Annotated in this window: 20 protein-coding genes; all 20 read right to left on the bottom strand. The window is 36.8% G+C overall.

Annotated features, from left to right (window positions below; genetic code table 11):
• Positions 1 to 152: 152 nt before the first annotated feature.
• Entirely contained in the window at positions 153 to 650 is a 498-nt protein-coding gene (locus NST97_RS02940; protein WP_341342909.1) for a hypothetical protein, read from the bottom strand.
• A 25-nt stretch (positions 651 to 675) separates the two neighbouring features.
• The gene (locus NST97_RS02935; protein ID WP_341342908.1) at positions 676 to 1,029 is read right to left on the bottom strand and encodes a lactate/malate family dehydrogenase; all 354 of its coding nucleotides are present in this window, start codon (positions 1,027 to 1,029) and stop codon (positions 676 to 678) included.
• A gap of 202 nt (positions 1,030 to 1,231) precedes the next feature.
• On the bottom strand, positions 1,232 to 1,648 hold the full coding sequence (locus NST97_RS02930; protein WP_082829330.1) for a MarR family winged helix-turn-helix transcriptional regulator: 417 nt from the start codon (positions 1,646 to 1,648) through the stop codon (positions 1,232 to 1,234).
• Between the two features lie 79 nt (positions 1,649 to 1,727).
• Complete coding sequence (locus NST97_RS02925; RefSeq protein ID WP_445684589.1) at positions 1,728 to 3,359, bottom strand: DHA2 family efflux MFS transporter permease subunit; 1,632 nt, start codon at positions 3,357 to 3,359, stop codon at positions 1,728 to 1,730.
• A gap of 86 nt (positions 3,360 to 3,445) precedes the next feature.
• Positions 3,446 to 4,090: an HlyD family secretion protein gene (locus tag NST97_RS02920; RefSeq protein ID WP_063389565.1), complete on the bottom strand. Its 645-nt coding sequence runs from the start codon at positions 4,088 to 4,090 to the stop codon at positions 3,446 to 3,448.
• A 424-nt stretch (positions 4,091 to 4,514) separates the two neighbouring features.
• Positions 4,515 to 5,285, bottom strand: coding sequence for a PP2C family protein-serine/threonine phosphatase (locus NST97_RS02915; RefSeq protein ID WP_341343166.1), 771 nt, complete (start codon positions 5,283 to 5,285; stop codon positions 4,515 to 4,517).
• A 68-nt stretch (positions 5,286 to 5,353) separates the two neighbouring features.
• On the bottom strand, positions 5,354 to 5,671 hold the full coding sequence (locus tag NST97_RS02910) for an STAS domain-containing protein (protein WP_341342906.1): 318 nt from the start codon (positions 5,669 to 5,671) through the stop codon (positions 5,354 to 5,356).
• 52 nt (positions 5,672 to 5,723) lie between these two features.
• Positions 5,724 to 7,343 (bottom strand): methyl-accepting chemotaxis protein, encoded by a 1,620-nt coding sequence (locus NST97_RS02905; RefSeq protein WP_341342905.1) that lies wholly within the window; start codon positions 7,341 to 7,343, stop codon positions 5,724 to 5,726.
• A gap of 53 nt (positions 7,344 to 7,396) precedes the next feature.
• Positions 7,397 to 9,496, bottom strand: coding sequence for an HD domain-containing phosphohydrolase (locus tag NST97_RS02900; RefSeq protein WP_341342904.1), 2,100 nt, complete (start codon positions 9,494 to 9,496; stop codon positions 7,397 to 7,399).
• A gap of 135 nt (positions 9,497 to 9,631) precedes the next feature.
• Positions 9,632 to 10,363, bottom strand: coding sequence for a LytR/AlgR family response regulator transcription factor (locus tag NST97_RS02895; RefSeq protein ID WP_063389570.1), 732 nt, complete (start codon positions 10,361 to 10,363; stop codon positions 9,632 to 9,634).
• A gap of 602 nt (positions 10,364 to 10,965) precedes the next feature.
• Complete coding sequence (locus NST97_RS02890) at positions 10,966 to 11,283, bottom strand: STAS domain-containing protein (protein WP_063389572.1); 318 nt, start codon at positions 11,281 to 11,283, stop codon at positions 10,966 to 10,968.
• A gap of 98 nt (positions 11,284 to 11,381) precedes the next feature.
• Positions 11,382 to 13,421 carry a FapA family protein gene (locus NST97_RS02885; protein WP_144597023.1) on the bottom strand — a complete coding sequence of 680 codons (2,040 nt, stop codon included), beginning with the start codon at positions 13,419 to 13,421 and terminating at the stop codon, positions 11,382 to 11,384.
• A 60-nt stretch (positions 13,422 to 13,481) separates the two neighbouring features.
• The gene (locus tag NST97_RS02880) at positions 13,482 to 14,210 is read right to left on the bottom strand and encodes an EAL domain-containing protein (RefSeq protein ID WP_066246638.1); all 729 of its coding nucleotides are present in this window, start codon (positions 14,208 to 14,210) and stop codon (positions 13,482 to 13,484) included.
• A gap of 738 nt (positions 14,211 to 14,948) precedes the next feature.
• Complete coding sequence (locus tag NST97_RS02875) at positions 14,949 to 17,534, bottom strand: PAS domain S-box protein (RefSeq protein WP_341342903.1); 2,586 nt, start codon at positions 17,532 to 17,534, stop codon at positions 14,949 to 14,951.
• A 444-nt stretch (positions 17,535 to 17,978) separates the two neighbouring features.
• A complete protein-coding gene (locus NST97_RS02870) occupies positions 17,979 to 18,344 on the bottom strand; it encodes a PH domain-containing protein (RefSeq protein ID WP_063389575.1) in 366 nt (121 codons plus the stop codon).
• Positions 18,345 to 18,413: 69 nt separating this feature from the next.
• On the bottom strand, positions 18,414 to 18,863 hold the full coding sequence (locus NST97_RS02865) for a DinB family protein (RefSeq protein ID WP_063389576.1): 450 nt from the start codon (positions 18,861 to 18,863) through the stop codon (positions 18,414 to 18,416).
• Between the two features lie 700 nt (positions 18,864 to 19,563).
• Positions 19,564 to 19,767, bottom strand: coding sequence for a copper chaperone CopZ (gene copZ, locus NST97_RS02860; protein WP_066246633.1), 204 nt, complete (start codon positions 19,765 to 19,767; stop codon positions 19,564 to 19,566).
• Positions 19,768 to 19,824: 57 nt separating this feature from the next.
• Positions 19,825 to 22,221, bottom strand: a complete 2,397-nt coding sequence (locus NST97_RS02855; RefSeq protein WP_130157246.1) for a heavy metal translocating P-type ATPase — start codon at positions 22,219 to 22,221, stop codon at positions 19,825 to 19,827.
• 12 nt (positions 22,222 to 22,233) lie between these two features.
• Positions 22,234 to 22,509, bottom strand: a complete 276-nt coding sequence (locus tag NST97_RS02850; protein ID WP_063389602.1) for a metal-sensing transcriptional repressor — start codon at positions 22,507 to 22,509, stop codon at positions 22,234 to 22,236.
• A gap of 498 nt (positions 22,510 to 23,007) precedes the next feature.
• The gene (locus NST97_RS02845) at positions 23,008 to 24,468 is read right to left on the bottom strand and encodes an aldehyde dehydrogenase family protein (protein WP_341342902.1); all 1,461 of its coding nucleotides are present in this window, start codon (positions 24,466 to 24,468) and stop codon (positions 23,008 to 23,010) included.
• Positions 24,469 to 24,602: the final 134 nt, after the last annotated feature.

The following is a 24,602-nucleotide window of genomic DNA, read 5'->3' as shown; positions in this document are numbered from 1 at the left end:
AGGATAAAAAAATCTATTCCAGTGCTGTAACCTCCTAAAATGGTTAAAAAGCTGAATTGGGAACAACAAAACAAAAACTAGCATAGTTTATAGTGAGCTTTTTTATTGTCTACTAGATAGATGCGCTCTTTTTGAAGAAACTTCCATTTTGTCTATTTTTTATTCATAATAAACTCGTTAATGAGACGCTTCACTTTTTCAGCAGATTGTTGAAATAACTCTTTTTCCTTTTGTTCGATTTCCCATTCAAGGATGCTTTGGATGCCTGTATGATTCACTGTTAGAGGTACACCTAAACTAATGCCAGAAACGTCATATTCTCCGTTTAATACCGCAGAACCGATTGCTGTCGACGTTTTTGGTTGAAGCAGCTGATCAATCAGCCTTTCCATACCGACGGCAGACGTCCACCCGGTTGTTCGGTTTATGCCTAGGTCATTGAAGTTTCGAAACCAATTTGTCAGCTTTTCTTTAACTTGAATTTTCTGATCTTCTGATAAAAGCAGCGGCTTATAGTTTACTTTGACTTGGCTGAAAAGCGGAACTTGTGTTTCTCCGTGCTCACCTATAACAGGGCTTGATACTTTATCATTCTCGTGTAGCTTTAGAACTCGGCGAAGCGCCCATTCAAACCTGTAGGAGTCATTCATGGTGTATCCGATTAATTTTTTCTTATCAATTGGAAGCGGTGATAATCAAAGCGTTTGGGGCATGTTTTGCGACGGCTTCTCCGATTTGACGAAACAATTGCAAGTTTCCTTCTAAAAACTCATCTCTAGAAGAAATATCGGTTCGGTTTGGGATGCCTGCCGTAATGATGACGATATTAGAGTGCTTTAAATCGTGAAAAGTCCCTTTATAAATCGTTTTGGACGGATAAGCATTTTCCATATCCATTAAATGATTGAGCAGCAGCTTTTCATTTTGATCGATGAGACAAATTTCATCGATCGCTTTTTTCCCTGCTAATTTGAAAGCGATGGCGGCTCCAAGAGTTCCTGCTCCGCCAATGATCGTAATTTTGCACATTTTCTTTTCCCCCTTTGCAGCCGTTAAGATTCTACTCCACGTCAAACAGGCAGCATGACCCGTTTTGACATTGAATACACAAATTTCCCCGTCTTGTCAATGGATCATCTCTGAAAAAGTGCACCGTTTTAAAACAAGCTCGTCTCTTTTTGACTAAAATCACAAAGTCAGGCACTACTGATTTTGAATACCACGGACGATATTATGGTATTTTCCGCAAAAGTCGAATTAAATCTTGAATTTCTTCTTCTGTAAATGCGTTGAATTTGGAACGCATATATTGAATCAAGTCCTGTTGAACCGCTATGATGGTTTCTTCTCCTTTTTTTGTTAAAGAGATTTGGACAATTCGGCGGTCCTTCTTTGATCTATTCCGTTCGATGTAGCCTTTTTCGATTAGCTGATCAGTAATACCTGTGAGGAAACTGGGAGATATATCAGATTCTTGGGAAATGGTAGATAGTTTTTGAGGGCCGTTTTTCAGCAAAAACTTCATAATAAAAAATTCATTTCTTGACAAGCCATATTTTTTCCCCATTGTATAAAAATTTCGCAAATCACGAAAAATCCTTATAAATTCGTTCTCTAATTCCGTCATGGAGGAGGATGTCGGATTCATAATATTGCTTTCCCTTCCTTTCACATATATAAAGGGTGTCCTCTGCCGGACATCCCCGTTTCATTCATTATATCTTTGTTTATAACTCTTGGGAAGATGCTTCTGTTTTAACTTTTGCTGTTTCGAACGAGCTTTCCTGGAGCGTTTTCTTTGGTGTTTTTAAGAAAAAGGAAAGAACTAGCGCGATGAATGCCAAAACGGTCGCAATGTAAAATGCATCGTTGATCCCTTCGATGGTTGATTGCTGCAATGCCTGCCCTAACAGTGCCTGAGCACCAATAGTTTGACCAGCATGTGCAGAAAGTCCGGCTGATTGAGCCATACTGCTGCCAAGTGCTTGCAGCTGATTCATCAACATTGGATCAGTTTTTGACACAAGATTCGTATAATCTGATAAATGATTTGTTGATTGCTGTGTCATAACCGTTACTAATAATGCGGTTCCAATAGATCCAGCCACTTGGCGTATCGTATTCGACATGGCTGTTCCATGGGAAATCATCTTTAATGGCAGCTGATTCATACCGGCAGTCATGATCGGCATCATGATCAATGACATTCCGAAAGACCGCAGCATATATATTCCTAATAAGGTTGTGTAGGGCGTATCGGCCGTCAGCTGCGTGAATTCATATGTTCCATATGTTGTAATGGCCAAACCGACAATTGCTAATCCTCTTACACCATATCGATCGAAAATTTTTCCTGCTATCGGCCCCATTAATCCCATGATCATTGCTCCTGGAAGCAATAATAAACCCGATTCAATCGGTGTAAAACCGCGAATATTTTGTAAATAAATCGGGAGAAGCAGCATTCCTCCAAATAATGCCATAGTAACAATCGAGTTGATAATTAATGTGAACGTAAAGAGGTTGTACTTAAATACTCTTAGTTCAAGCAGAGGTTTTTCCACATTCAATTGTCTTACGGCAAAGAAAATTAAAAAAACAACTCCGACCATTAAGCTGATGATAACTTCCGCGCTTGACCATCCTTTGCTTCCAGCCTCGCTAAACCCGTATAAAATGCCGCCGAATCCAATACTTGAATAAACAATCCCTTGGATATCAAACGTCGGGCGAGTTAATTCTTTTTCTAAACGGAACCAAGCAAAGGCGAAAAAGATATCAATTAAACCGATCAAAGCCATCGCGTAGAACAAAAAATGCCAATCATAATTTTGCACAACCCATCCTGAGAGTGTCGGACCAATTGCAGGAGCCAGAATCATGGCAATCCCCATCGTCCCCATGGCTGTTCCTCTTTTTTCAGGAGGAAAAACAGTCAAAAAAATGTTCATGCCAAGCGGCATTAAAATTCCTGCACCAATCGCCTGAATAATTCTGCCAATCATCACCAATGGAAATGTTGCTGATACGGCACAAACGAGCGATCCAATTGTAAACGAGATCATCGCTGTAATAAACAGCTTGCGAAAACCGAAATTTTCAACTAAAAATGCGCTGATCGGTATTAAAATTCCGTTTGCAAGCATAAAGCCTGTCATCAGCCATTGTGCTGTTGTCGCATTGACATTTAAATCCGTCATCATGACCGGAAGCGCTACATTTAAAATTGTTTGGTTCAAAATCGCAATGAACATTCCAAACATTAAAACGAACAGCACTTTTCCAACCGGCACTTCCTTATCAAGTGCTTCCTCTTTTTTTGTATGCCAGTTTTTCTTTCTGACAAGGAAAACATTCATGACGATCAGCACAATCAGAGTGAAAAACGTATAACTGATGATAAACGGCATGCTTCCACCTCCTTCAGTTTATATGGTTAAATCATTTATTTATGGATGCGTACTTTTGCATTCATTCCCGGCATAATTCCTAGCCCTTTTGCATCCGCAATAGATATTTTCACAGGAATCACCTGTGTTACTTTCGTATAGTTTGCGTCCGCATTTTCACTTGGAAGCAATGAGAAGACGCTAGCTGTTGCTTTTCCGATTTGCTCTACTTTTCCCGAAAGTTTAGACTCGCTGTACCCGTCGATGTAAATATCAACATCTTGACCAACTTTTACATCCCCAATAATGGTTTCTTTAATATTGGCAGTGATCCATAAATGATCGAAATCATATGCATATGCCAAAGGGGTACCAGCTGCCACAAATGAATTTTCTACCGCATTTGTTTGGACAATCGTTCCGGACTGGGGCATTTGAATGCTGACAGGTTCATCCTCCCCAGGTACGGCTAATTTTCCAATGACTTTATCTTTTTGAAATTGTGCTCCAACCTTTCCATCAAATTTTGTCAAGACGCCGGAAGCAGGGGCGGCGATCACTAATTGCTGTCCGTCCACTTTTGCGTAATCCGTTTTAATATAGTTGACCGACTCATTGTAATAATAGAATCCGGCAAAACCTCCTAAAACCAAAACAACGAGAACAACAATATTTAATATGACCAACTTTTTCACATTCATTTTTTATCCCCCTTACACAAAAAATATTCACTAAATAAATATTTCATTTTGTGAAATATTTATAAACTGCATTATTTATCATATGACAATCGTTTATCCGAGTCAATGTTTTTCGTGTACCGAAATATATATAAAAAATGACCCAGACAGTACAATGGACTGTTTGGGTCATTTTGTCCAAAAAGCATAATCATGCTCCATTCGATTTTTGATAAAAAGCTGCTGAAAACAATCATAAAAGTCCAAGACAAACGAACGAAATCTCAAAAGAAAGCGGTTTAAATAAAACACATTGTAAAAATGCTGCATGAAAAGGAAAAGAGCAGCTATGATAAAAGCGATTCCCATCCCAAGATTTATTTTTCCAACTAGTGTAAAATTTTTTATTTCAACTCCTCCAAACAATCACGTTTTCAAACAAACGTTACATGACAGGCGAATTTAAACTTGAAATATCGACTTTTTGTTTCCCTACTTTTAAGAATACCATAGTCATATCATCTTTTTGCGGAACGCCTTCTGTAAATTTATGAATCGATTCCAGCACTTTTTTTTCAATCTCCCCGGCATTTTTATCCTGATTTTGTTTTAACGTTTCGATCAGCCGTTCCAATGTAAATTGCTCACCGCGTTTATTCTGCGCCTCAATGATTCCGTCTGTATAAAAGAAAATTGAATCATGTTCAAATAATTGGATCGATTCTTCATGGTAAATTTGATTAGGAAGACCACCAATCATAATCCCTTTCACTTTTGGAAGCTCATGTACCGCATCGCCTCTTATAAACAGCGGAAGATGATGGCCGGCATTTGCATATGTAAACGTTCCCGACAGCGGATCCCAATCGGCACAGAAAACGGTAACAAAAGATTTTAACTTTCTCAAATCATTGTATAACGCTTTGTTCATTGCAGTCAGCGTCTTTCCGGGGCTTTGCGTGCTTTCAGCGGCTGTCCGAAAGGCGCCGCGCGTTAAGATCATGAGCATCGCAGCAGGAATCCCTTTTCCCATCACATCCCCAATAACGATGCGCACTTTTCCGTTGACAAGCGGATAAAAGTCGTAATAATCCCCGCCAATTAATCGGGCAGGTATAGAATAGCCAAATACCTCTCCCTCTTCGATCGATGGAGCATCCCCGTTCAATAACGTTGTTTGTATCGTCCGTGCCAAGTTTATTTCCCTTTGCAGCATTTGTTCCTTTCTCTTAACATCTTCTATCGTATAGGAAGATTGCTGATACGTTAAAAAGTCTCTTTGCATCAAACAACCTCCCCTTGAATCGATTTTAAAATTTCGTATAATCCAACTGTTTCAAATAAATGGTTTGTGAAATCATTCATACCTTTAAAAACTAATTTTATGTTTTTTTCTTGAGATAAATAAATTAAATCGATGATTTCACCAATTCCGGATGAATCAATGAATTCCAAATAGCTAAAATCAATCGTCAATACTTGAAAATTGCCGATTTCATTAAAATGAGCATGAAACACATGAGCCGTTGAAATATCTAAAACTCCTTTAATGAATAATGTGAGGCTTTGATCTTGAATTTCCTTTTGAACCGTAAGACCCATACATACCCTCCTTAGCAGAAAAACTGAGCAATCATTTTCACCTTTATGTGTTTCATGATTCTTGAACTTTAAATTTATTTATTTTATTTTCTAAATCCTTTGAAAGGTTGTCTAATTGAATAATAATTTCATTCAATTGCTGTATCGCATCAAAAGAAGATAAATTCATTTCCGTAACTTTTTTGACATTTTGTTTCATCAAATCATTCAGTCTTATGAGTTGATGACTTGATTGAATAATAAAATTAGAGACATGATGGAATTCAAAATGATTCGCTTCTTTTAGTTTTTCCAGTTGTTGATTGATATTTTCATAGTTTTGTCGTATTTCTTTCACTTCTAATTCTATTTCGTGAAAAATTTCCCGCGATTCCTTCGTCATGGTTGTTGAAACTTCGTCCATGACATGAAAGTAAGAGTGCACTGTCTCTGATAAAACGTTTGAAACGAGCCTTAATGTTTCAATATCGTTTTTAATATCGACAATTAATTGGCTGATGCGGTCAGTCATTTCATTTAAATGGGCAGCAATATCACCGAATTCATTTTTCTGATCGACATGAATTTCTTCGGTCAAATCGCCTGCTGCAATTTTATTAATATAACGGTGAATAGTAGGGATCGGTGTTAAATACTTTTTCGTAATGACCTGCAAAACGAAAAATATAATGACAAAGGCAGCAACAAATGACAGGACAAACAAAAAAATGATATTATGAAAAAACTTTGTGCCAGCGCTTAAGTCGGTGACAATCGTAATAACCCTGTCATTTGGAATTGGCAGATAATATTTCCGATAGTTTTCCCCCAGTTTCACCGACTCCATTTGATTCTCTTTCAGAACTTTTTGAATATAAAAATGATCTTTTTCATGCTTATATGAATTTTTTCCATATAATATCGGCGCATCTCTTTCCGGTTCAATAATATCTCGATTTTCGCTCCGAAGCAGTACATTGGCATTTATAACCGCAATTTCTTCGATTTCACTTTCTTTAAATTTTAAAATGGAATGAATAAGCGCTTCAGGATCCGAATGCTTCGTTGCATGATAAATTTCAGAATCAAGAATATACGGATTAATCATAAATTCAGTTGTTCCGTCATAATAATAGGCATATTTAAAATATTTGTTTTCCCAGTCTGATTTGGAGATCGGACCAACCCAATAATGTTCTTGATAATAACCTTTCCCTACTGTTACAGGCTTACCTGACATCAGTTGTTGAAAAGCATCATACCAATACCCCCACTCTTTTGTGCTTAAACCAATTTCATTTGGGTCTGAAGATTGGGCAATGATTATATCATCATTTCTTCTTACCAATAAAGAAATATTGTACACATCATATTTATTGCGCAATGCAAATAAATCTTGCTGAGTCACTTCCTCGATCGTTTTCCCGCGCAATTCTTTTGCAATCTCTTTTGAAATTAAATGCAGCTTTTCGTCAATTAAACGTTCAACCGTTTTTTTGGAATTTTCGCTGATTTCAATCGCGCTTTTTAAAATGTTTGCTGTTCGTAACACATCATTTCTATGAAAATGATCAAATTCTTTCTCCATCTGCCTGACAAAAATAAAGATGAAAATAGAACAAATAATAATCGGAATAAGCGCAATCATTGTAATAATTTGACCAATGATCGTTTTATTCTTTAAGAAATTCATCCGCATTCACTCCGAACGAAAGGATCAAGTACTTGATTGCAAAATGATCTTTATCATAATGGAATGTTTTTTCTTCTCTCTATGAGTCGATCCTTTAAATCTACTTCTAAAATAATCGTCGTTCCTTCTGTACTTGTATATATTGAAATTTTATCCATCATTTTTAACATAATGCTGAAACCGTGCCCAAATGACCGTTTGCTGGAATAACCTTCTAACAAAATTGATTTTGGCAGTTCGCTTAATTTGATGCCATTTCCTTTATCTTCTACAATCACTTTTAACCAATCATGGTTCAAATAAACTTTCATTTTTCCTTCAACCGCATGCTTTAATACATTTGTTACAGCTTCAGAAATAGATAAGAGCACATTATATCTTTTCTTTTCTGAAATATGCCGATCTTTTAACAACTGGTCAATAAATGTTCTACATGCCGCAACATCATTTTTTTCAGAAACAGGAAATTCTGCAATTTTCTCACCTTGATTAAAGCTTTTTAATTCTTCCCGTTCAATCAGAGTCAATTTTCCTTGTGTGACGGCGTATAAACAATCACGGTAAATTGTACGTATCCTCAATTCTTGTTTTCTCTCATATTCTCGTAAATGACTTACATCAAACAATAGACATAATATTTTCTTTTCCAAACAGATCCAATGAACGTTATACATTTTCCGACTTGGAACATCTTCAATAAATTCATGTGCATATCCATTTTGAATAGGATGATTCGTAATCAGGCTTTTGATTTGTTGTTCACAAGGAATCTGAACTTTTTCGCCATTTATATGATAGAAGCTGCCATTTTGATAAAATACAGCTTGTACAACAGAAAAATCTTTCAGAAGCTTCGAGCCTTTATATTTTATATCGTGAAAGTGCTGCTGATTTTGAGCCTGAATCAATCCCGGATGATGATCTTTGCCTGCCTTTTTGAAATCAGCTATTTTTAAAACAATTTCTACTAATTTTGGATCAAGTTTTGTATTCTTTAAATTTTGAAAAGCTTTCTTTTGATTGATAATTCCAGAAGAATGCATCAATTTGTCATACTCATTTGCCGCAGCAATAATGCGGGCTCCCAATGGAATTTCTTCTCCTTTTTTTCCATCCGGATAGCCTTTTCCATCCCATTGTTCGTGATGAAAACGGACATACTGGGCAGCTTTTTCGATTCCCGATATTGCTGAAACCATCTTTGCCCCTAACTCGGAATGTTGTTTATAAAGCTTTTCTTCTTCAAGCGTAAGAGCCCCTCGCTTCTGAAAAATTTCATGCTCCATTTGTATTTTTCCAATATCATGCAACAAGGCAGCGTAATGAACAGCATCAACATGTTTGGGGCTTAACTTTAACTCTTCTGCGATGCGGCGTGCTAAATCTCCTACCCTTTTAGAATGCCCCTTAGGCAAATGAACTTTTTGTTCCATATACTGTGTAATATTTTCTAAGGTCGTCAAATGGTTTTTTCTATGACGAACTTGTACTTGAGCAATGGATCGAGCGAATAGAAAAACAGCGACGGCAAAGATCGTTTCAAACCAAAATGGAAAAGGCTGTTGATCGTAATCAATAGCAGCAAGCCGAAATCCTAAAATAAATGTCACAGCAAATGCTAGCAATGTATCATTCATCTCTGTTTTCAAAACATCCGAAAAATTTTGAGAGAAAACGAGACTCTTATAGATCATTGTAATGGCAAAAAAGATGAAAAAATATATAAACGTTGTGCATGCAAATGCGAAAACGGAGGTTATATATGTAAAAACGCCGAGTTTGCCAAAAAAATACTCAAATACAAATCCTGATAAAAAAACAGCAACCGCACATTGACTGGCCTGAAATAACCAAGAAATAAAGCTTAATTTGCTATTGTAAAATAAGAATAAAGAAGCGATGAGAACAACAATCACAGCTTCCGGAATTCCCATTTGAACAAGAACCACAATGTTAAAAATGCTTGAACAAGAAAGCTTCTTACCATTGCGGAGTTCGATAGGAAATATTTCTAATATCCCTGCAAGAATCGCTATTAAAATGGCAAATGGTATATGTGTTTTCTCTAAACTCCATAATTGTATTAGAATAATGGGCAGGCCAAAGCCGATGACAATAAGCATGAACCCTTTCTCTTTCAACAAGATCGGCATGTATGATACACCTTTCTTTTAAAAACTCGGGTCAGACATATTTTACGAATTGAATGAAAAATCCCCGAATAATTTTTAAAGCTTTTTCAATATAAAAAAGAAAAAATCCATTTTAGAACTTCTCCCTTGCAAATATCATGCCCTTAACAATCCGTGCACCTCTTGTATTTTCAATTTCGAAATGTAGGCAACTTTATCGCTTCCAGAAAAATGGGCGGCATACGTTTCGCCTTGTGGTTCAATTTTTATGATCTTTTTCAAATTAACAATATAGGAACGATGAGTTTTATAGAAATTACAAGGCAATTTCCCTTCTATTTCTTGCAGGGATTCGTTTGTTTCGTGTTGATGTTCTGCAGTATGAAACACCGTTTTTCTTCCGTTCTTCTCAATAAAAAGGATGTCGTCCGATGAGATGTAATGAAAGGTTTGATTCGATTTAATCGAAAGCTTTTTAATCTCTTTAAATGGATGCTTGTTTAATAATTTTTTCTCTATTTCAATCGCTTTTTTCGCCTTTTCAAGCGCCGTAAATAATCGAGTCCGTTCAATTGGCTTTACGATATAATCTGTAGCAGACAGATTAAATGCCTCAACAGCAAATTCATCATACCCAGTTGTAAAGATGACTTGCAAGGACGGATGGATTTCTTTACATATTTTCATAGCTTCCATTCCGTTAATTTTCGGCATATCGACATCAACTAAAACAATATCAGGAATTTTCTTCATAAATCGTTGAATTAATTCTTCTCCGTCAGCTGCCTCACAGACGATTTCATATTGGGGGAACAATTGAATAAAATGGGATAAAATCAGTCTTGAAGGGTGATCATCATCTGCAATAATCAGTTTGTATTTCTCCATAAATCTCCACCTCGTTGCTCTAGTTTGCGTGCCGTCTTTTTGAGTTTATTGTGTATTCTGCATGGATGATGATGTTCCTTTTCAAAAGGAAAGCATGAATTACGGATGAAACCGGCATCTTTCCTTGTTGGATGTCTCCATGATGCAGACAGCGTCTTCGATGTTTATCCAAGTACTTAAAATGCTGAAAAGCCGTTTTGCTTTATGAACTTCACATAAATATTTTCATAAAATAAGTTTTTCATTATAATCAAATTTTGTCGCCGAAAAGATGCTTGCAAGCTGCGAAAAAGTTGAAATGCGTCGATTTCTTGCAAGGATCGTTCTGCAATTCAAATCTTTTCCCGATATAAAACCACCGGGATGCCAATTTGAAATAAAAATTATTTTAACAGAAACATTATAGAAAAAATTTGATTTTTCCCCGGGCTCACAACTCAGTCTCAACAATCTGTAAAATACACAAAATGCTAATATTAGTATTTTTTTACATATCAAAAGGTAGAAATCGGCTGTTTTGCTGATTTCTACCAATACTGCATTGTCTACATGATGTTTTCTGCTTCTAAAATAGCTCTCATCCCACTTCATTATCGTAATACCTATACAAATACATTTTCTCCTAAAATTTTATCTAATTGGAGCATATCAAATACATCTTTCACTAAAGGTTGAACGTTTTTTATTTTCACTTGAACATCCAACCCATTCTTTTTGACTGTCTCGATTAAATTTAATAACAGTCCAATCCCGGTGGAATCAACGAAAGGAACTTCTTGAAAATCAAACTCAATATTTGTATAGGTTTGCAGAGCCGGAATAATTTCTGTTTCCATTAATTCCGCGACTTCAATATCTAAATCTCCGACAAACCGGACGTATGCTTTTTCGTTCAATTGATCGAGGCTATAAGAAAACATACAAAAATTCTTCCTTTCTAAATCATGCCTGTTCGTTTTGCTGAAAAATCTTTTAATAAACGGCACGTCCTTTTCAAACGTCAACTGTTTTTATGTCGCTAAAATACAAGATTTCCATTTTTATCTAATTTCGCTATTATGTTTCTTTTCCCTTCATGAAACACATGCTTCATTTTTCCTATTTCGATGATTGTCCCTTCATTGGCATGATCAATGATAATTTTTCCATTGCTTGGCACGCTGATTTTTGTCATAACCCCGCTTTCTGAACCGCTCTCTCTCACCATGACCTCTTTTTCGGAAAATATTTCCCCACCTCTGAGGACATTTTTTATGGCGATCGTTCCACCAGCATACACTTTGCTGTTAAAACAGCCTTGTCCAGTTATAAAAATGTCCCCTCGGGAATAAATGGTGCTATTTTGAGCATACTTTAGTTTGACAAAACAGTGATCATCTTGTTCATTTTTTTGCCGCTCTAACAGTTCAGTTATTTTTTGCATGAGCTGATTGATTTTTTCGATCGTATGGTATTCATTTACAGCAGGTGAAAGGAAACATAGTCTTAACTGTTCGCTAATTGTTAGCCATTCCAGCTCTAAAATATGACTCCCATTATTGCAGGTCGCAATATATTGCTTTACAAGCGTAAGCAAATTATTGAACTTTTTTTCAAGCAAAATTTTTATTAACGGCTGTAATCCTTTTGATGAATAGTCTGACATTTTATATGCAGGGAGCTTAATGACTTGATAAATGGATTTGATCAATTGATCCATTTGTTCTTGAATACTTGTTAATAATCGAATGAGCTCGGATGAATAAATATTTTGTTTTCCTGCTGAGATTGTGCTTTTAATAAAGCTTCCATGAACGACAATGGCATTTTTCGATGAAATTGTAGCTCCATATACATTTTTTTGAATCAAAATGTTTCCATCCGCCTCTACAACCATTCCCTCTTCCACATTGCCAAGAACGTCCAGATCACCCTTAAAACGAATGTTTCCTGATAATAAATTCACATCATGAGAATGTACAAGTTTTGGCAATATAGATACTCTGACGATTAATCCCCTTTGTTCAATGAGAGGACGCCCCGTTTCTGTAGCTAAAATTTTTTTACCTTGCTCGATAAGAGCGATTCCCTTTCCCGGCTGAATCGTAAGCGGATATGTCGGTTTAGGTGGTAAAGGTTCGTTCGTAACCGTAATTCCAGGTATTCCAGGGACAGGAGGATGTACAATAGCAATGACCTGCCCTTTTTCAACTGAAGGAAACTCCTGTTTTTCACGAAAATCGACGGTTCCGTCTTCTTTTTCTTTCACTTTTGCTCCTTTATTTAAATCAACGAGAAGCTCGATTTTTCCATTTTCCCCTTCTTTTGGTTTCATGCCAGATGCAATTGTAAATTTTCCTGGCCGGTCCGTATGAATTGCTTTAATAATCTCATTATGGTTAAATCCATGAATAACTCGCAGCTCTTCCAGTTTTTTTAAAATTTGATTGTAATCAACTGCTGGAATCGTTTCAACAATTTCTTCTCCTTCTAATACAATATGCTCACTAGGTTCGATATCTTTCACTTTATACGTTTTTCGATACCCTGGTTCTATTTGTAAAAAAACATGCAGCTTGTCAGAGTCGATCGTAATATCCCATTTACCTTCCGTTACAACTTCATCCGTTTGAATTTTATACTCATCCATTTCAGTTACGATGGTTGTTCCGGTAATGAGTTGACCATTTTTATACAACTTTATTCCTTTTCCAACAGTAACGGTCGGGTATTTATTTGAAGCTGGCTGGCAATATAATTTTCCATCTTTTATCCACACTTTACCTTCTAATGAATTTTCTTTTATTGGTTCAGAGCTTGCAAATGATTCGATTTCTAACGAATCAATGATCTGTTCTAAGGGATCCTGTTTTATAGAGCTTTGCTTAGAAGATGTTTCCTGATCATCCAGCTTTGTTAATCTGACGATCGCCTGTTTAGAACCAATTTTCCAAAATCCTTTGCCGCCTTTTTCGATGATTTCAATCGAAACTTTCTCCTTATCAGTCCCTAAAATACTCAAACCTAGTTCGATCGCTTCCTGTATGTTTTTTCCTTTCGCTAAAACTGACTGATTCATTTGCATCTACCTCTCCATATAAAATTCAGGAGAAACATGTTCATTCATCTGTCGGAGTGCTTATCGAAAAATATCTTCAATGGTGTGGACGGCTGATTTTTCTGGTTTTCCTAATAAATTTCCTTGGCCAACAGGAACTTTTAACAATTTTGCCTTAGCTAAGTCCATCTCCTTTTCGATTCCTTCCAAGATAATAGTGATTTGTTGTTTTGCATATTGCACTAAAAGCGAGACAATGTGCTGTTTTTCTTTAGAACGATATAATTCTTTAGTAAAATGCCGATCAAGTTTAATATAGCTTGCTGAAAAATCAACAATTTGTTGTAACACAGCCGTTCCATTTCCAACGCCATATAATGCTACATCAAAACCGTTTTTCTTTAACATGTTTATTTTATCTTTTAAATCTGGCAAGTCCCATATATGCTTTTCACTTGGTGTATGATTTATTTGAAATACAACTTTTTCTTGTATTTGAGGATATTGTTTCAATAACCGCTCGACAAATTTTTCGAATTGATGATGAATGAGTGTGGAAGGGAAAAGATTGACGAATATTAATGAATCATCCAAACGTTCAATCGGAAAACACGTAATCGCATTTAATATCGCCTTTATGTTCAGTTCATAAAGACATCCTTTTCCCCGTGCCAGTTCATATATTTTTTCTATGTCCATTTGGCCATCTGGAAAGGTTAAAAATGCCTCATATCCAAATACATTCCAATTATTTAAATCCCAAATCGGTTGATAAACTGATTCCATTTTATTGGCTGCACTGTTTCTCATCTTTTCCCTCCCTTGCCATGTTTTATGATATTTTTGTTCTATGTTCAATGTAACTGTATTCCAACTTATTGTCTAACCAGCCTCCAGCATGAGAGGAACGTATTTTGACTTAAGAAAAATGATAGAGGACAGAATATGTCAAAAATCCGACATTTTACGACTTTTTTATTCAAACTTACAAATATTGCCCAAATAGTTCTTTTGAACTAAAAACAATAGCAAAAAAGACCTATGACTAAATAATCATACTAAAATTATTTCATTTTTTTTAGCAGAAGTTTGAATCCAGAAGGAAAAGCTTCAGAATCGTCATTGTCTTGTATTCATGATTTTGTAACTAGGAAATTGTATTTATGAAAAAAAGAAGCTGCTATGATTAGCAAGCCTCCTGTTCAAGTATGAAATTCTTCTGCTTTTTCGACATTGCCGGCAAGTTTGACGTGTTCGTCTAATAAAGTTTTTTATAATTCTCATTTCCTGTATTTCCACAAGATGGTATCTTTTGCTTAAGAAAAGGTTTTCATTATCACTGGAATGAAAAAAGCTTTGATTTTCATCAAACCTTTTACTTTTGCATATTGAATATTGCAAAACACTTTGTAACAAGGCAACTGAACGATCAGTCATTAAATTCCAACATTAAACGGAACTCTTTTAACCTATTTGAACAAAATAACATTTTTCCCATAACTCATGCGGCATTTTCCGTAAACATAGAAAACAGTTTATATATATATATTAATGGTGCTGCCTGTGTTCTAGATCTTTCTTAACAGCATGATTCGTTTCTCGATTCAACATAGGCAGTTTAATCCAAAAGTCACTTCCTTCTCCTATTTTGCTAACAACCCCAAATTCCCCGTTCATCAGCTCTATCAGTTGTTTTACAAGTGAAAGTCCGAGACCGGTTCCTTCAACTTGCACATGTTGAATACGATAAAAAGGTTCATATATTTTTTTCAATTCTTCTTCGCATATCCCGATTCCGGTATCAATTATGTGAATAACTAGAAATCCGTTTTGACATTTACAGGTTATATGGATCTGTCCACCTTCAACATTATATTTAATCGCGTTATCTAACAAATTTAAAATGACTTGTTTTAATCTTAACGAATCAATGTGGATCATTTGATCCACACACTGATCAATGCTTTTGATGATTTTGATCCTTTTTTTGTTTGCCGCTGGCTTCATCAATGCTATACATTCACATATGACCGAATCAATTTGTACTTCGTCATTTGAAATTTTTATTTTTCCTGTTTCAATTCTGGAAAGATCTAAAATTTCATTAATCAAATTTAATAAATGGCGGCCTCCTTTTAAAATTTCTTCCACAAATGCTTGCTGCTGCTCCGTTAACGTTTTATCTAGTTCCAACAAATGAGAAAAACCAAGGATTCCATTTAACGGCGTTCTTAATTCATGACTCATTTTCGATAAAAATTCCGATTTCGCCATATTGGCTTTGACGGCTTCTTCTTTCGCCTGAATAATGCTGTTTTCCATCTTCTTTTGTTCTGTTATATCTTCAAACGTCCATAAATGGCCTTTCAGTTTCCCGTCCATATAAAAAGGAAAATAACTTCTTTTCAAGATTTTACTATTTTTGATGTTCACTTCATCAGAGAAATGCTTATAGGGCGTGAAAATCTTTGATACTTCCCCTGTGTTCTCTTCAACCTTTCGGCCAACGGCTGGAAAATAATTTGTGATGTTTTTCCCAATCAGCTGTTTTATTGGCTCATTGATTTGAAAAATTTTCAATATCGTCTTATTTAAGGCGATAATCTTCATTTCATGATCAATCACAACAATTCCGATTGGCAGATTGTCAATAATCGTCCGTCTTAGTGCATTCGACTCATTTAATTTCATTTCCTGCTCTTTTCTGACGGTTATGTCTACACAAGAACCGATGACTTCAACAACTTTTCCATTTTCTATAACCGGACTTAACACAGCCAAGTAATCATATCCGTTCAGCTTTCCCTCAAAATGGACAATCTCGCCATTCCAGGCTTTCTGATAAGCTCGAAGCTGCCTTTCAGCGACTTCTTTCGGCAAAAAATCCCGCAAATCCTTTCCAATAATCTCATGGGGAGAATAGCCAAGTTTATAGAGCAATTCCCCTGCACATAACGTATGGATAAACTGATCGTTTATTTTGACGAACTTAAATGTCATTCCTTGCTGGCGTTCTAATGTATTCATTAAATCTTTCTGCATTTTTCGAAGTCGTTTTTGATATTGTTTTAATTCTTTCATATCTTTGGCGATGACGAAAAAACCTTCATTTTTTCCTTCAACGATCATAGGGACAAACGTTAAAAGTAAAGGAATCCATTCACCTTTACTATTTTTAAACGAAACTTCCATTTCATTTTCGTTATGCTCCAACAAACGATTCATTTTCTGTTTTACCCTTTCGGCATCGTCTTGAGGCAAAAACGAAAAAATCGATTGATGAATCATTTGTTCTTTTTTTGCTTTTAAGATTTCTAATCCTTTAGGATTTATATTCGTAATCATTCCGTCGATATTAATGATGAAAACGATATACGAATTATACGAAATCAATGACTCGTAATATAGATTTGTTGTTTCAAACTTTCTTTCTAGCTTGTTTTTTTCTTTTTGAACAAATGCAAAAATCATAAAAATCATGATGATTGAAAGGAGAAGTTGATTTGCCAGCAATGTAGAAACCGAATAAATCTGCTCATATATGAATAATCCAGCTTTTTTTATTTCATTCATTACCGTGTATTGAAAAATGAAAATACCCAATCCCAAAACAATTGAAGGTATTATGATCGCTTTCATTTGAAGCTTTTGAGATCGCTTATTGTGATGGAAAAAGGCAATCACTGCTCCCGCTAAAACAAAAGCGATTAAGTTAGAAAGAACGGAATAAAATCCGTCATATTCATTCCCTTTCAATGATTTTATACCAATATAATATATTACAAAAATACTTAAACCCACTACAATCGAAATCGCCGCTGCATTAGAAACATTTTTTTGTTTATCTTTCATGGAAAAAGCAGCGAATGATGCAATGATCCCTAGCAAAAAAGATAATAACATATAGACGGTGTAATACGTTGCAATCAAATATAAATCATCACCGAGCATGTCAATAAATTGCATCGACCAAATTCCTAACCCTACCCATATCGTTCCTAACATTATGTATAACCACTTATCCTTTTCAGTAGACACCTGTATGTTCTGAATCATGTGAACAGAAAAAAAAGAAGCAATGATTGCCATGACGACAGATGAAATCACTAACTCCCAATTAAACAAAGCTTCCATGTTTCACACACCTTATCTTATTTGCTTACATCATAAACAAATAAAGAAGGTTAGACAATTATTTTTACTCTGTGGAACCATTTTGAACAGAACGGAACAGTTTTTTTAGTAAAATATTAAAACTGTTTTTTGAAGACGGTGGAGTAATATGCCAAAGAACTTTGCAGATAAGCGGGATACTTTTATTAAAAAGCGGAATTTAAAGCTTCATCCTAGTATTGAAAAAACAAAAAAAGCACCGAGATTTAAGAAATTTTATAGGTGCTATTGCTCTCAAACAATCATTCTATATGAAAAATTTCATAGAAGCAATTTTAAATGTTCTTAACAATCTTTGCATTTTATTGCACCTATTGATTCAAAAATCTCTTAGTGCAGCATTGTAAATGTTATATTTATTTATTTTTGTAAAATATAAAAATTCTTTTGATTTAAAGAGTACAACTACAGAATATGACTTGCAATGATTCGATCAAGCTTCCGAATATTCACTTTTTTATTTAATAATAATTTGAATTTCCCTGCCCTAGTCCATAGTTCGAGTTCTGCATTAAGGTCAATCTTTCCTCCATTTTCAGAAGAATACATGACAATCGATTTAAATGGAATGGTGTAGATTTCCACTTTTTTACCTGTAATTCCTTGACGATCGGCAATGATTATTCTTTTGTTCGTCACGACCGCAACATCTCGAACCGTTTTATACGCAGCTTCCGCAGTTTCCCCTTCAATTAAAATTTCCTCCACTTCTTTTGGAACATCTGTCTCTTCATAAAACGTCCAAGTCATAATAGAACCTACATTTGCCATACCTGATTTCATCCCCTATTTGCTTCATTTATGAACAATAAACATAATTTTGGCAAACTGTCTTGGCGCTTATCTTACAAATGTGATAAAATCAACGTTCACTGGTTCATGCCGTTCAGATCGCAGTCTCAAGTTGATCTGTCCTCGATGGTAATGTCCGTGCAAAGCGACATGAGTTAAAATTTCCCTTAATGTATTTTGAAACTCGATTCCTTTACTGTTTTTGTAAGTGACAATGTTGTCTAAATCACGATTCGTCAAATTTTTCAAAAACGATGTAATGCTCTGTTCATTTTGTTTTGCAAGTTCTGCACAGGCATCTATATGTACATCCTCCCAAATCGCAATGTGTGAGCTGTCCAATCCTTGTAATCTTGTAAACCATAGTTTTTCAGTTAAAAGAATATGCGAAAACAAGCGCAGCGCCCCATTATTTTCCCCTTCAATCTTTTGCAAAGTGTCTAATATACGCTCGTTCGCCCAATGCAAGTGCTCAAACATCTTTTGAATCGTTTCCAATAAAAATCCTCCTTCTTTACTTTACTATGTATGCAGCAAATGCTGCTCCTTTGAGTTAACTGACAATGATTAGGTTTTATCGTGCAAAAGTTCGTCAAATACACGGTATATTTTCCGAATATTCTAATAATTTATTGTTGGCAAGCTGATTTTGAATTCCTGTTTTTGACTGTTTTATCAAATTGGGAGATATCCAACCTTTTAAAACTTTTTGGGAAAGAAACTCCAAAGGTTGTTCAGAGTTTTGCATTCTGCCTCGCAAAATGACAAGTGTTGAAACAATTATAACATGAGTTCGCTTAAAAATTTAAACATTTTTTCAGTCTGCGAGCATAATTAAGCTCTCTATTATTAATCCAACTTCTGTAAAATATTATGCAAAATTACATATTCAATTTACCTGCTTGACAGCCGATTTTCTCATTGATTCGTTCAATCATTTCGCAAACTTTAAAAGTCGGATAGATCATATGCTTGCTGGACAGATCAAGCAATCAATAGTTTACTTTCTATCAGTTAGTATTTAATAATAGAAGAAGGAAAGGGGCATGCTGACATCAAACGACAAATAGTTAATATTTATATCTATAGAAGGAAAGAGGTTGTAATAGCCTGACTCTTCTTTTCAACCTTTTGAGGCATTGAAGCTCTTCATATAGAACTAGCAAAAGGAAAACCATCCCCTTTTAGGAGAGGATGGTTACTTGACATCGTAGCCTTGATCTTCAATGGCGTTTTTCATTTTTTCAACTGTTACTTTTTTGTCGTCATATTCTACCTCAACAGTTCCTTTTTCAAGTGATACTTCGACCTTTTCGACACCGTCCAGCTCTTTTAGAGCGTTTGTAACAGCCATTTTGCAGTGATTGCAAGACATTCCTTCTACTTGAAATGTAAGATTCATTTTCATTTCCTCCTTAGTATGATTTTAAGATATTCAGATTAAATCGTTGCAAATACTTTACAATTTTATTCGTTTTAAACGCAGAGCGTTTGTGACAACGGAAACTGAACTGAGTGCCATCGCTGCTCCGGCGATCCAAGGCTCCAAGAGGCCAAGGGCGGCAACTGGTATGCCGATTGAATTGTAGAAAAGAGCCCAAAATAAGTTTTGCCGAATGTTTTTCATCGTTTTTTGGCTCAAGGAAATCGCTTTTGGAATGTGTGTTAAATCGCCTCCGACCAAGGTGACGTCAGCCGTTTCGATGGCGACATCTGTCCCGGTTCCGATCGCCATGCCGATGTCGGCAACTGCTAGAGCGGGTGCGTCATTCATTCCGTCTCCAACCATCGCTACACGATATCCTTGCTTTTGTAGATCCTCCACGATTTTCGCTTTTTCCTCCGGAAGCACTTCAGCATATACTTGCCCGATCCCCGCTTCCTTCGCTACTGTTTCCGCTGTTCTTTTATTGTCTCCCGTTGCCATAAATATGTTGATTCCCATTTCCTTCAATGTTTGAATGGCTTTTTTTGAGCTTTCTTTAATAGTATCAGCGACAGCGATGATGCCGGAAAGCTCCCCATCAATTGCAACTAGCATAGCTGTTTTTCCTTCTGATTCAAGCTTCACCATTTTCTCTTCATGGGCTGAAGTTGCAATCGACCGTTCTTTCATCAGCTTTCTTGTGCCAACAAGTATATGTTTTCCATCTACTTTGGCTTCGATGCCATGTCCAGTCACGGCTTTAAAATGCTCCGGCTTTTGTATGTTGATGGAACGTGCTTTACCGAATTCTACAATTGCTTGGGCAAGCGGATGTTCAGAAGCGCTCTCAGCAGAAGCGGCATAATAAAGCATGCCTGTTTTTAATTCAATACAATCGGTCACTTCCGGTTTTCCTTTTGTTACCGTTCCCGTTTTGTCAAGGAGGACCGCATTGATTTTATGTGTTTCTTCTAGATGCTCTCCCCCTTTAAATAAAATCCCGTTTTCGGCCCCTTTTCCTGATCCGACCATGATCGATGTCGGCGTCGCCAATCCGAGTGCACAAGGACAGGCGATGACAAGAATAGAAATCGCTACTTCTAACGCTCTTGCCATATCATATGGCGTTATGAACAAATACCAAACAGCAAACATCACGATCGCAACGCCTACAACAATAGGAACGAATATACCGGATATGACATCGGCCATTCGCTGTATTGGCGCTTTCGATCCTTGCGCTTCTTCAACAATTTTAATGATGTTGGCAAGAGCGGTATCCTTCCCAACCTTTTCTGCCCGTATTGTTAAAAGGCCGTTTGTATTGATTGTGGAGCCAATTACTGCATCCCCTACTTTTTTCTCAACCGGGATAGATTCACCTGTGATCATCGATTCATCGACAGAAGACATTCCAGAAATGACCGTTCCATCGACTGGAATTTTTTCTCCGGGCTTTACGATTATCTCATCCCCTACTTTTACTTGCTCCAGCGGGATCCATTCTTCCTTCCCGTCACGGATGACCAGCGCGTCCTTCGCTTGCAGGCTTAACAGCTTGGAAATAGCTTCTGTCGTTCTACCTTTTGCAATCGCTTCAAAATATTTTCCAACGAGCACTAGGGTGATCAAGATTGCGCTCGTTTCAAAATATAGATGCGGCATATGATCGGAACGGCCGATTGATTTGATCGCTTCGTACAAACTATAAAAGTAGGCTGCTGATGTGCCGAGCGCCACGAGCACGTCCATGTTTGCGCTTTTGTTTCTTAAAGCCCGGTAAGCTCCTGTGTAAAATGAGCCGCCGATATAAAATTGAACAGGTGTTGCCAGCAACAGCTGAAACCACGGATTCATAAACAGATCCGGCACCGCAAGCCCCGTTTCAAACGGTAAATGGGCGATCATTGTATACAATAAAGGAAGTGATAATAAAATAGAAACAATAAGCTTTCTTTTTTTATGATGCAATTGTTCTTTTTTTCGATCCGATTGATGGGTAGTCTCGTCCCGAACTTGTCCTTTATAACCAAGCTTTTTTATTTTCTCTAAAAGATCTTCAACCGAAACAACGCCTTCCCTATATTCCACAACAGCGCTGTTTGTCGCTAAATTGACAGTCGCATTTACAACGCCTTCCGTTCTTTTCAGCCCTTTTTCAATACGTGCACTGCATGCGGCACACGTCATGCCTTCAATATCCAATGTTACTTTTTCCGATTCGACGCCGTAACCTAACTGTTCAATTTTCCGCTGGATGTCTAAAAGATTTTGTTTCGAAGGGTTATAATGAATAGTTGCTTTTTCCATCGCTAAATTGACAGTTGCCTCTACTCCGTCCATTTTATTCAGCACTTTCTCAATGCGCGCGGAACATGCAGCACATGTCATGCCGGTAATGTTTAATGTGACAAGCTTCTGTTCGCTCATTTGTTCCACCTCTTATTTAGAAAACTGTTTGATCACATCCATCAGCTCACGAATCGACTCATCACCGCTTCCTTCTTTGATCGCTTTCGCAACACAATGGCTGGCATGCCGCTCCAACAGGTTGAAACCTACTTTTTGCAGCGCAGCTTGAATGGCTGAAATTTGGACTAAAATATCAATGCAATAACGATTGTCCTCAATCATTTTTTGTACCCCGCGAACCTGCCCTTCAATCCGTTTCAGCCTCTTTAAAAGCTTGTCTATTTCATCAGAAGTTCTAGGAACCATTATTTTCTCGTGATCATGTTTTTCATTTTCTGTCACTGACACCCCTCCCCTCTTTCGTTTGTATACATTATACCCGTTACAGGTATAAAAAGCAAATGATTCATCTTTCTAGTTTTTTTACAAAGATTCAACTCTATCAAGTCGTGAAACACAATTTTCTGCAAAAGCTGACCGCATACTTAAGAGTGGACAATAAAATTCAAAAATTGGTAAGATTCGTTTTAATAAAAAATCAGATAGCATGAGAGGTGCCTTCATGAAATTGTTTTCGTTTATAAAGAGGATGTATTTTTATATTTTTCTCTAGAACTATCGCTTATTCCCCAAAAGGAATTTCCTCGTCCAAAATTCCTCTTACAATAAATCGGGGCTGTCTAATAAGTCGATTTTCCGGCTTATAGACGCCCCTTTAATGTTTTAGAAACACTGATATATCAATGCTTATGATGATGTTTCGTTTTCAGTGGATTTTGACTTTCTGGACAGCCCCTGTCATCATTAAAACGGAAATTGACGCTCTTTTTCTTGAACTGAAACCCATTTTGTCACGGTAAATTCGTCGACAACCCATGGATTTCCGAAACGTCCTAAACCGCTTCCTTTGTTTCCGCCGAATGGAATATTTGGAGCATCATTGACTGTTTGGTCATTGATATGGGTCATGCCTGAATCAATGGACAACGCAAGCTGTTCCCCTCTATTCAAGTCGCTGGTGAAAATAGAAGAACTTAAACCATATTCGGTGTCATTGGCCATTTCAATCGCTTCTTCATCTGATTCAGCCTTAATGATTGTCGCGATGGGCGCAAAAACTTCTGTTTGTGCGAGCTTGCTTGAATTTTTGACATTCGTAAAGACAAATGGAGTGAGGACGTTTCCTTCTCTTTTCCCTTCTAAGACAAGTGTTGCGCCTTCCTTCTTAGCTTCTTCAATGTAGCTTAAAGCTTTTTTCAACTGCGTTTCATTGATTAATGGTCCAATGACTGTATTGGGATCGGAAGGGTTCCCATAAGGAAGAGATTTTGCTCTGGAAACAAATTTTTCCACAAATTCATCGTAATGATCTTTATGAACGATAAAGCGATTGACGATCATACAAATTTGTCCTTGGTGGATAAACTTGCCGAAAACAGCGGCGTTCACTGCCTGGTCTACGTCGGCATCCGACAGCACGACAAACGGACTGTTGCCTCCAAGCTCCAGCGCAACCCGTTTCAAATTGCGGCCAGCAATTTCACCGATATGTCTGCCAACGGCGGTGGAGCCGGTAAAACTAATTAAGCGCGGAATCGGATTTGTCAACATTTCATCACCGATTTCAGGAATATCGGTTAAAATCATGTTGAAGACTCCTTTTGGAAGTCCGGCATATTCAAATGCTTTCGCAATGATCGAGCCTCCAACAAGACCTACCTGTATATCCGGTTTATGGACAACGCTGTTTCCTAATGCAATCGCAGGAGCGATTGTTCTCATCGATAAATTCATCGGGAAATTGAACGGTGATATTGATGAAATCACTCCGAGCGGAAGACGGTAAATTTTGTTCACTTTCCCTTCAATTGCACTTGGGACTTCCTTGACTTCATGTATGGCTCCTGCATAGTTCAAGGCTTCTTCGAGAACCTCCAGCGTCAAGTGCAATTCTACATTCGCCTTTAAAACAGTTCCGCCTGTCTCACGAGTGATAACGCTTACAATTTCATCCTGATGAGACTTTAAATATTCTGCTGCTTTTCGAATAACTTCCTTTCTTTCTTCAACAGACGATTTCGCCCATTTTTTTTGTGCCTGTTGAGCGATTTCAAATGCTTCTTGCACTTGTTCTCTTGTTGCTAAACGCACTTTTGTGATGAGGGAATTATCGTAAGGATTAACATCTTCAAATATGCTTTCGCTTTTTCCTTCAACCCATTGTCCGTTAATATAGCTTTTATTGTAGTTCTCAAATTTCTCCATTTGGTCCCCTCCTAAAAATTCCGAATTTTCAATCCAATTTTATTAGTTTATGGCGCGGCTGTCAATCATTAAACATCATTTCATATTTTTCGTCCTGCTGTCATTGTATCAATTTGCTTGGTCCGCCATGAAAT

The organism is Aeribacillus sp. FSL K6-1305 (genome assembly GCF_038050115.1).
GTDB classification, from domain to species: Bacteria; Bacillota; Bacilli; order Bacillales; family Aeribacillaceae; genus Aeribacillus; species Aeribacillus composti.
Note: the sequence above shows the minus strand (reverse complement) of the source record. Positions and strands in the feature narration are given on the sequence as shown.

Coding starts and splice junctions, on each gene's coding strand:
- NST97_RS02905 (WP_341342905.1), bottom strand. CDS start 7,343: ATGAATTTCTTAAAGAATAAAACGATCATTGGTCAAATTATTACAATG.
- NST97_RS02870 (WP_063389575.1), bottom strand. CDS start 18,344: ATGGCAAATGTAGGTTCTATTATGACTTGGACGTTTTATGAAGAGACA.
- NST97_RS02850 (WP_063389602.1), bottom strand. CDS start 22,509: ATGGTTCCTAGAACTTCTGATGAAATAGACAAGCTTTTAAAGAGGCTG.
- NST97_RS02880 (WP_066246638.1), bottom strand. CDS start 14,210: ATGAGAAACAGTGCAGCCAATAAAATGGAATCAGTTTATCAACCGATT.
- NST97_RS02910 (WP_341342906.1), bottom strand. CDS start 5,671: ATGGGTCTTACGGTTCAAAAGGAAATTCAAGATCAAAGCCTCACATTA.
- NST97_RS02920 (WP_063389565.1), bottom strand. CDS start 4,090: ATGAATGTGAAAAAGTTGGTCATATTAAATATTGTTGTTCTCGTTGTT.
- NST97_RS02900 (WP_341342904.1), bottom strand. CDS start 9,496: ATGCCGATCTTGTTGAAAGAGAAAGGGTTCATGCTTATTGTCATCGGC.
- copZ (WP_066246633.1), bottom strand. CDS start 19,767: ATGAATCTTACATTTCAAGTAGAAGGAATGTCTTGCAATCACTGCAAA.
- NST97_RS02935 (WP_341342908.1), bottom strand. CDS start 1,029: ATGTGCAAAATTACGATCATTGGCGGAGCAGGAACTCTTGGAGCCGCC.
- NST97_RS02845 (WP_341342902.1), bottom strand. CDS start 24,468: ATGGAGAAATTTGAGAACTACAATAAAAGCTATATTAACGGACAATGG.
- NST97_RS02875 (WP_341342903.1), bottom strand. CDS start 17,534: ATGGAAGCTTTGTTTAATTGGGAGTTAGTGATTTCATCTGTCGTCATG.
- NST97_RS02925 (WP_445684589.1), bottom strand. CDS start 3,359: ATGAATGTTTTCCTTGTCAGAAAGAAAAACTGGCATACAAAAAAAGAG.
- NST97_RS02895 (WP_063389570.1), bottom strand. CDS start 10,363: ATGGAGAAATACAAACTGATTATTGCAGATGATGATCACCCTTCAAGA.
- NST97_RS02890 (WP_063389572.1), bottom strand. CDS start 11,283: ATGTTTTCTTATAGCCTCGATCAATTGAACGAAAAAGCATACGTCCGG.
- NST97_RS02930 (WP_082829330.1), bottom strand. CDS start 1,648: ATGAATCCGACATCCTCCTCCATGACGGAATTAGAGAACGAATTTATA.
- NST97_RS02915 (WP_341343166.1), bottom strand. CDS start 5,285: ATGCTGCAAAGGGAAATAAACTTGGCACGGACGATACAAACAACGTTA.
- NST97_RS02855 (WP_130157246.1), bottom strand. CDS start 22,221: ATGAGCGAACAGAAGCTTGTCACATTAAACATTACCGGCATGACATGT.
- NST97_RS02885 (WP_144597023.1), bottom strand. CDS start 13,421: ATGAATCAGTCAGTTTTAGCGAAAGGAAAAAACATACAGGAAGCGATC.
- NST97_RS02940 (WP_341342909.1), bottom strand. CDS start 650: ATGAATGACTCCTACAGGTTTGAATGGGCGCTTCGCCGAGTTCTAAAG.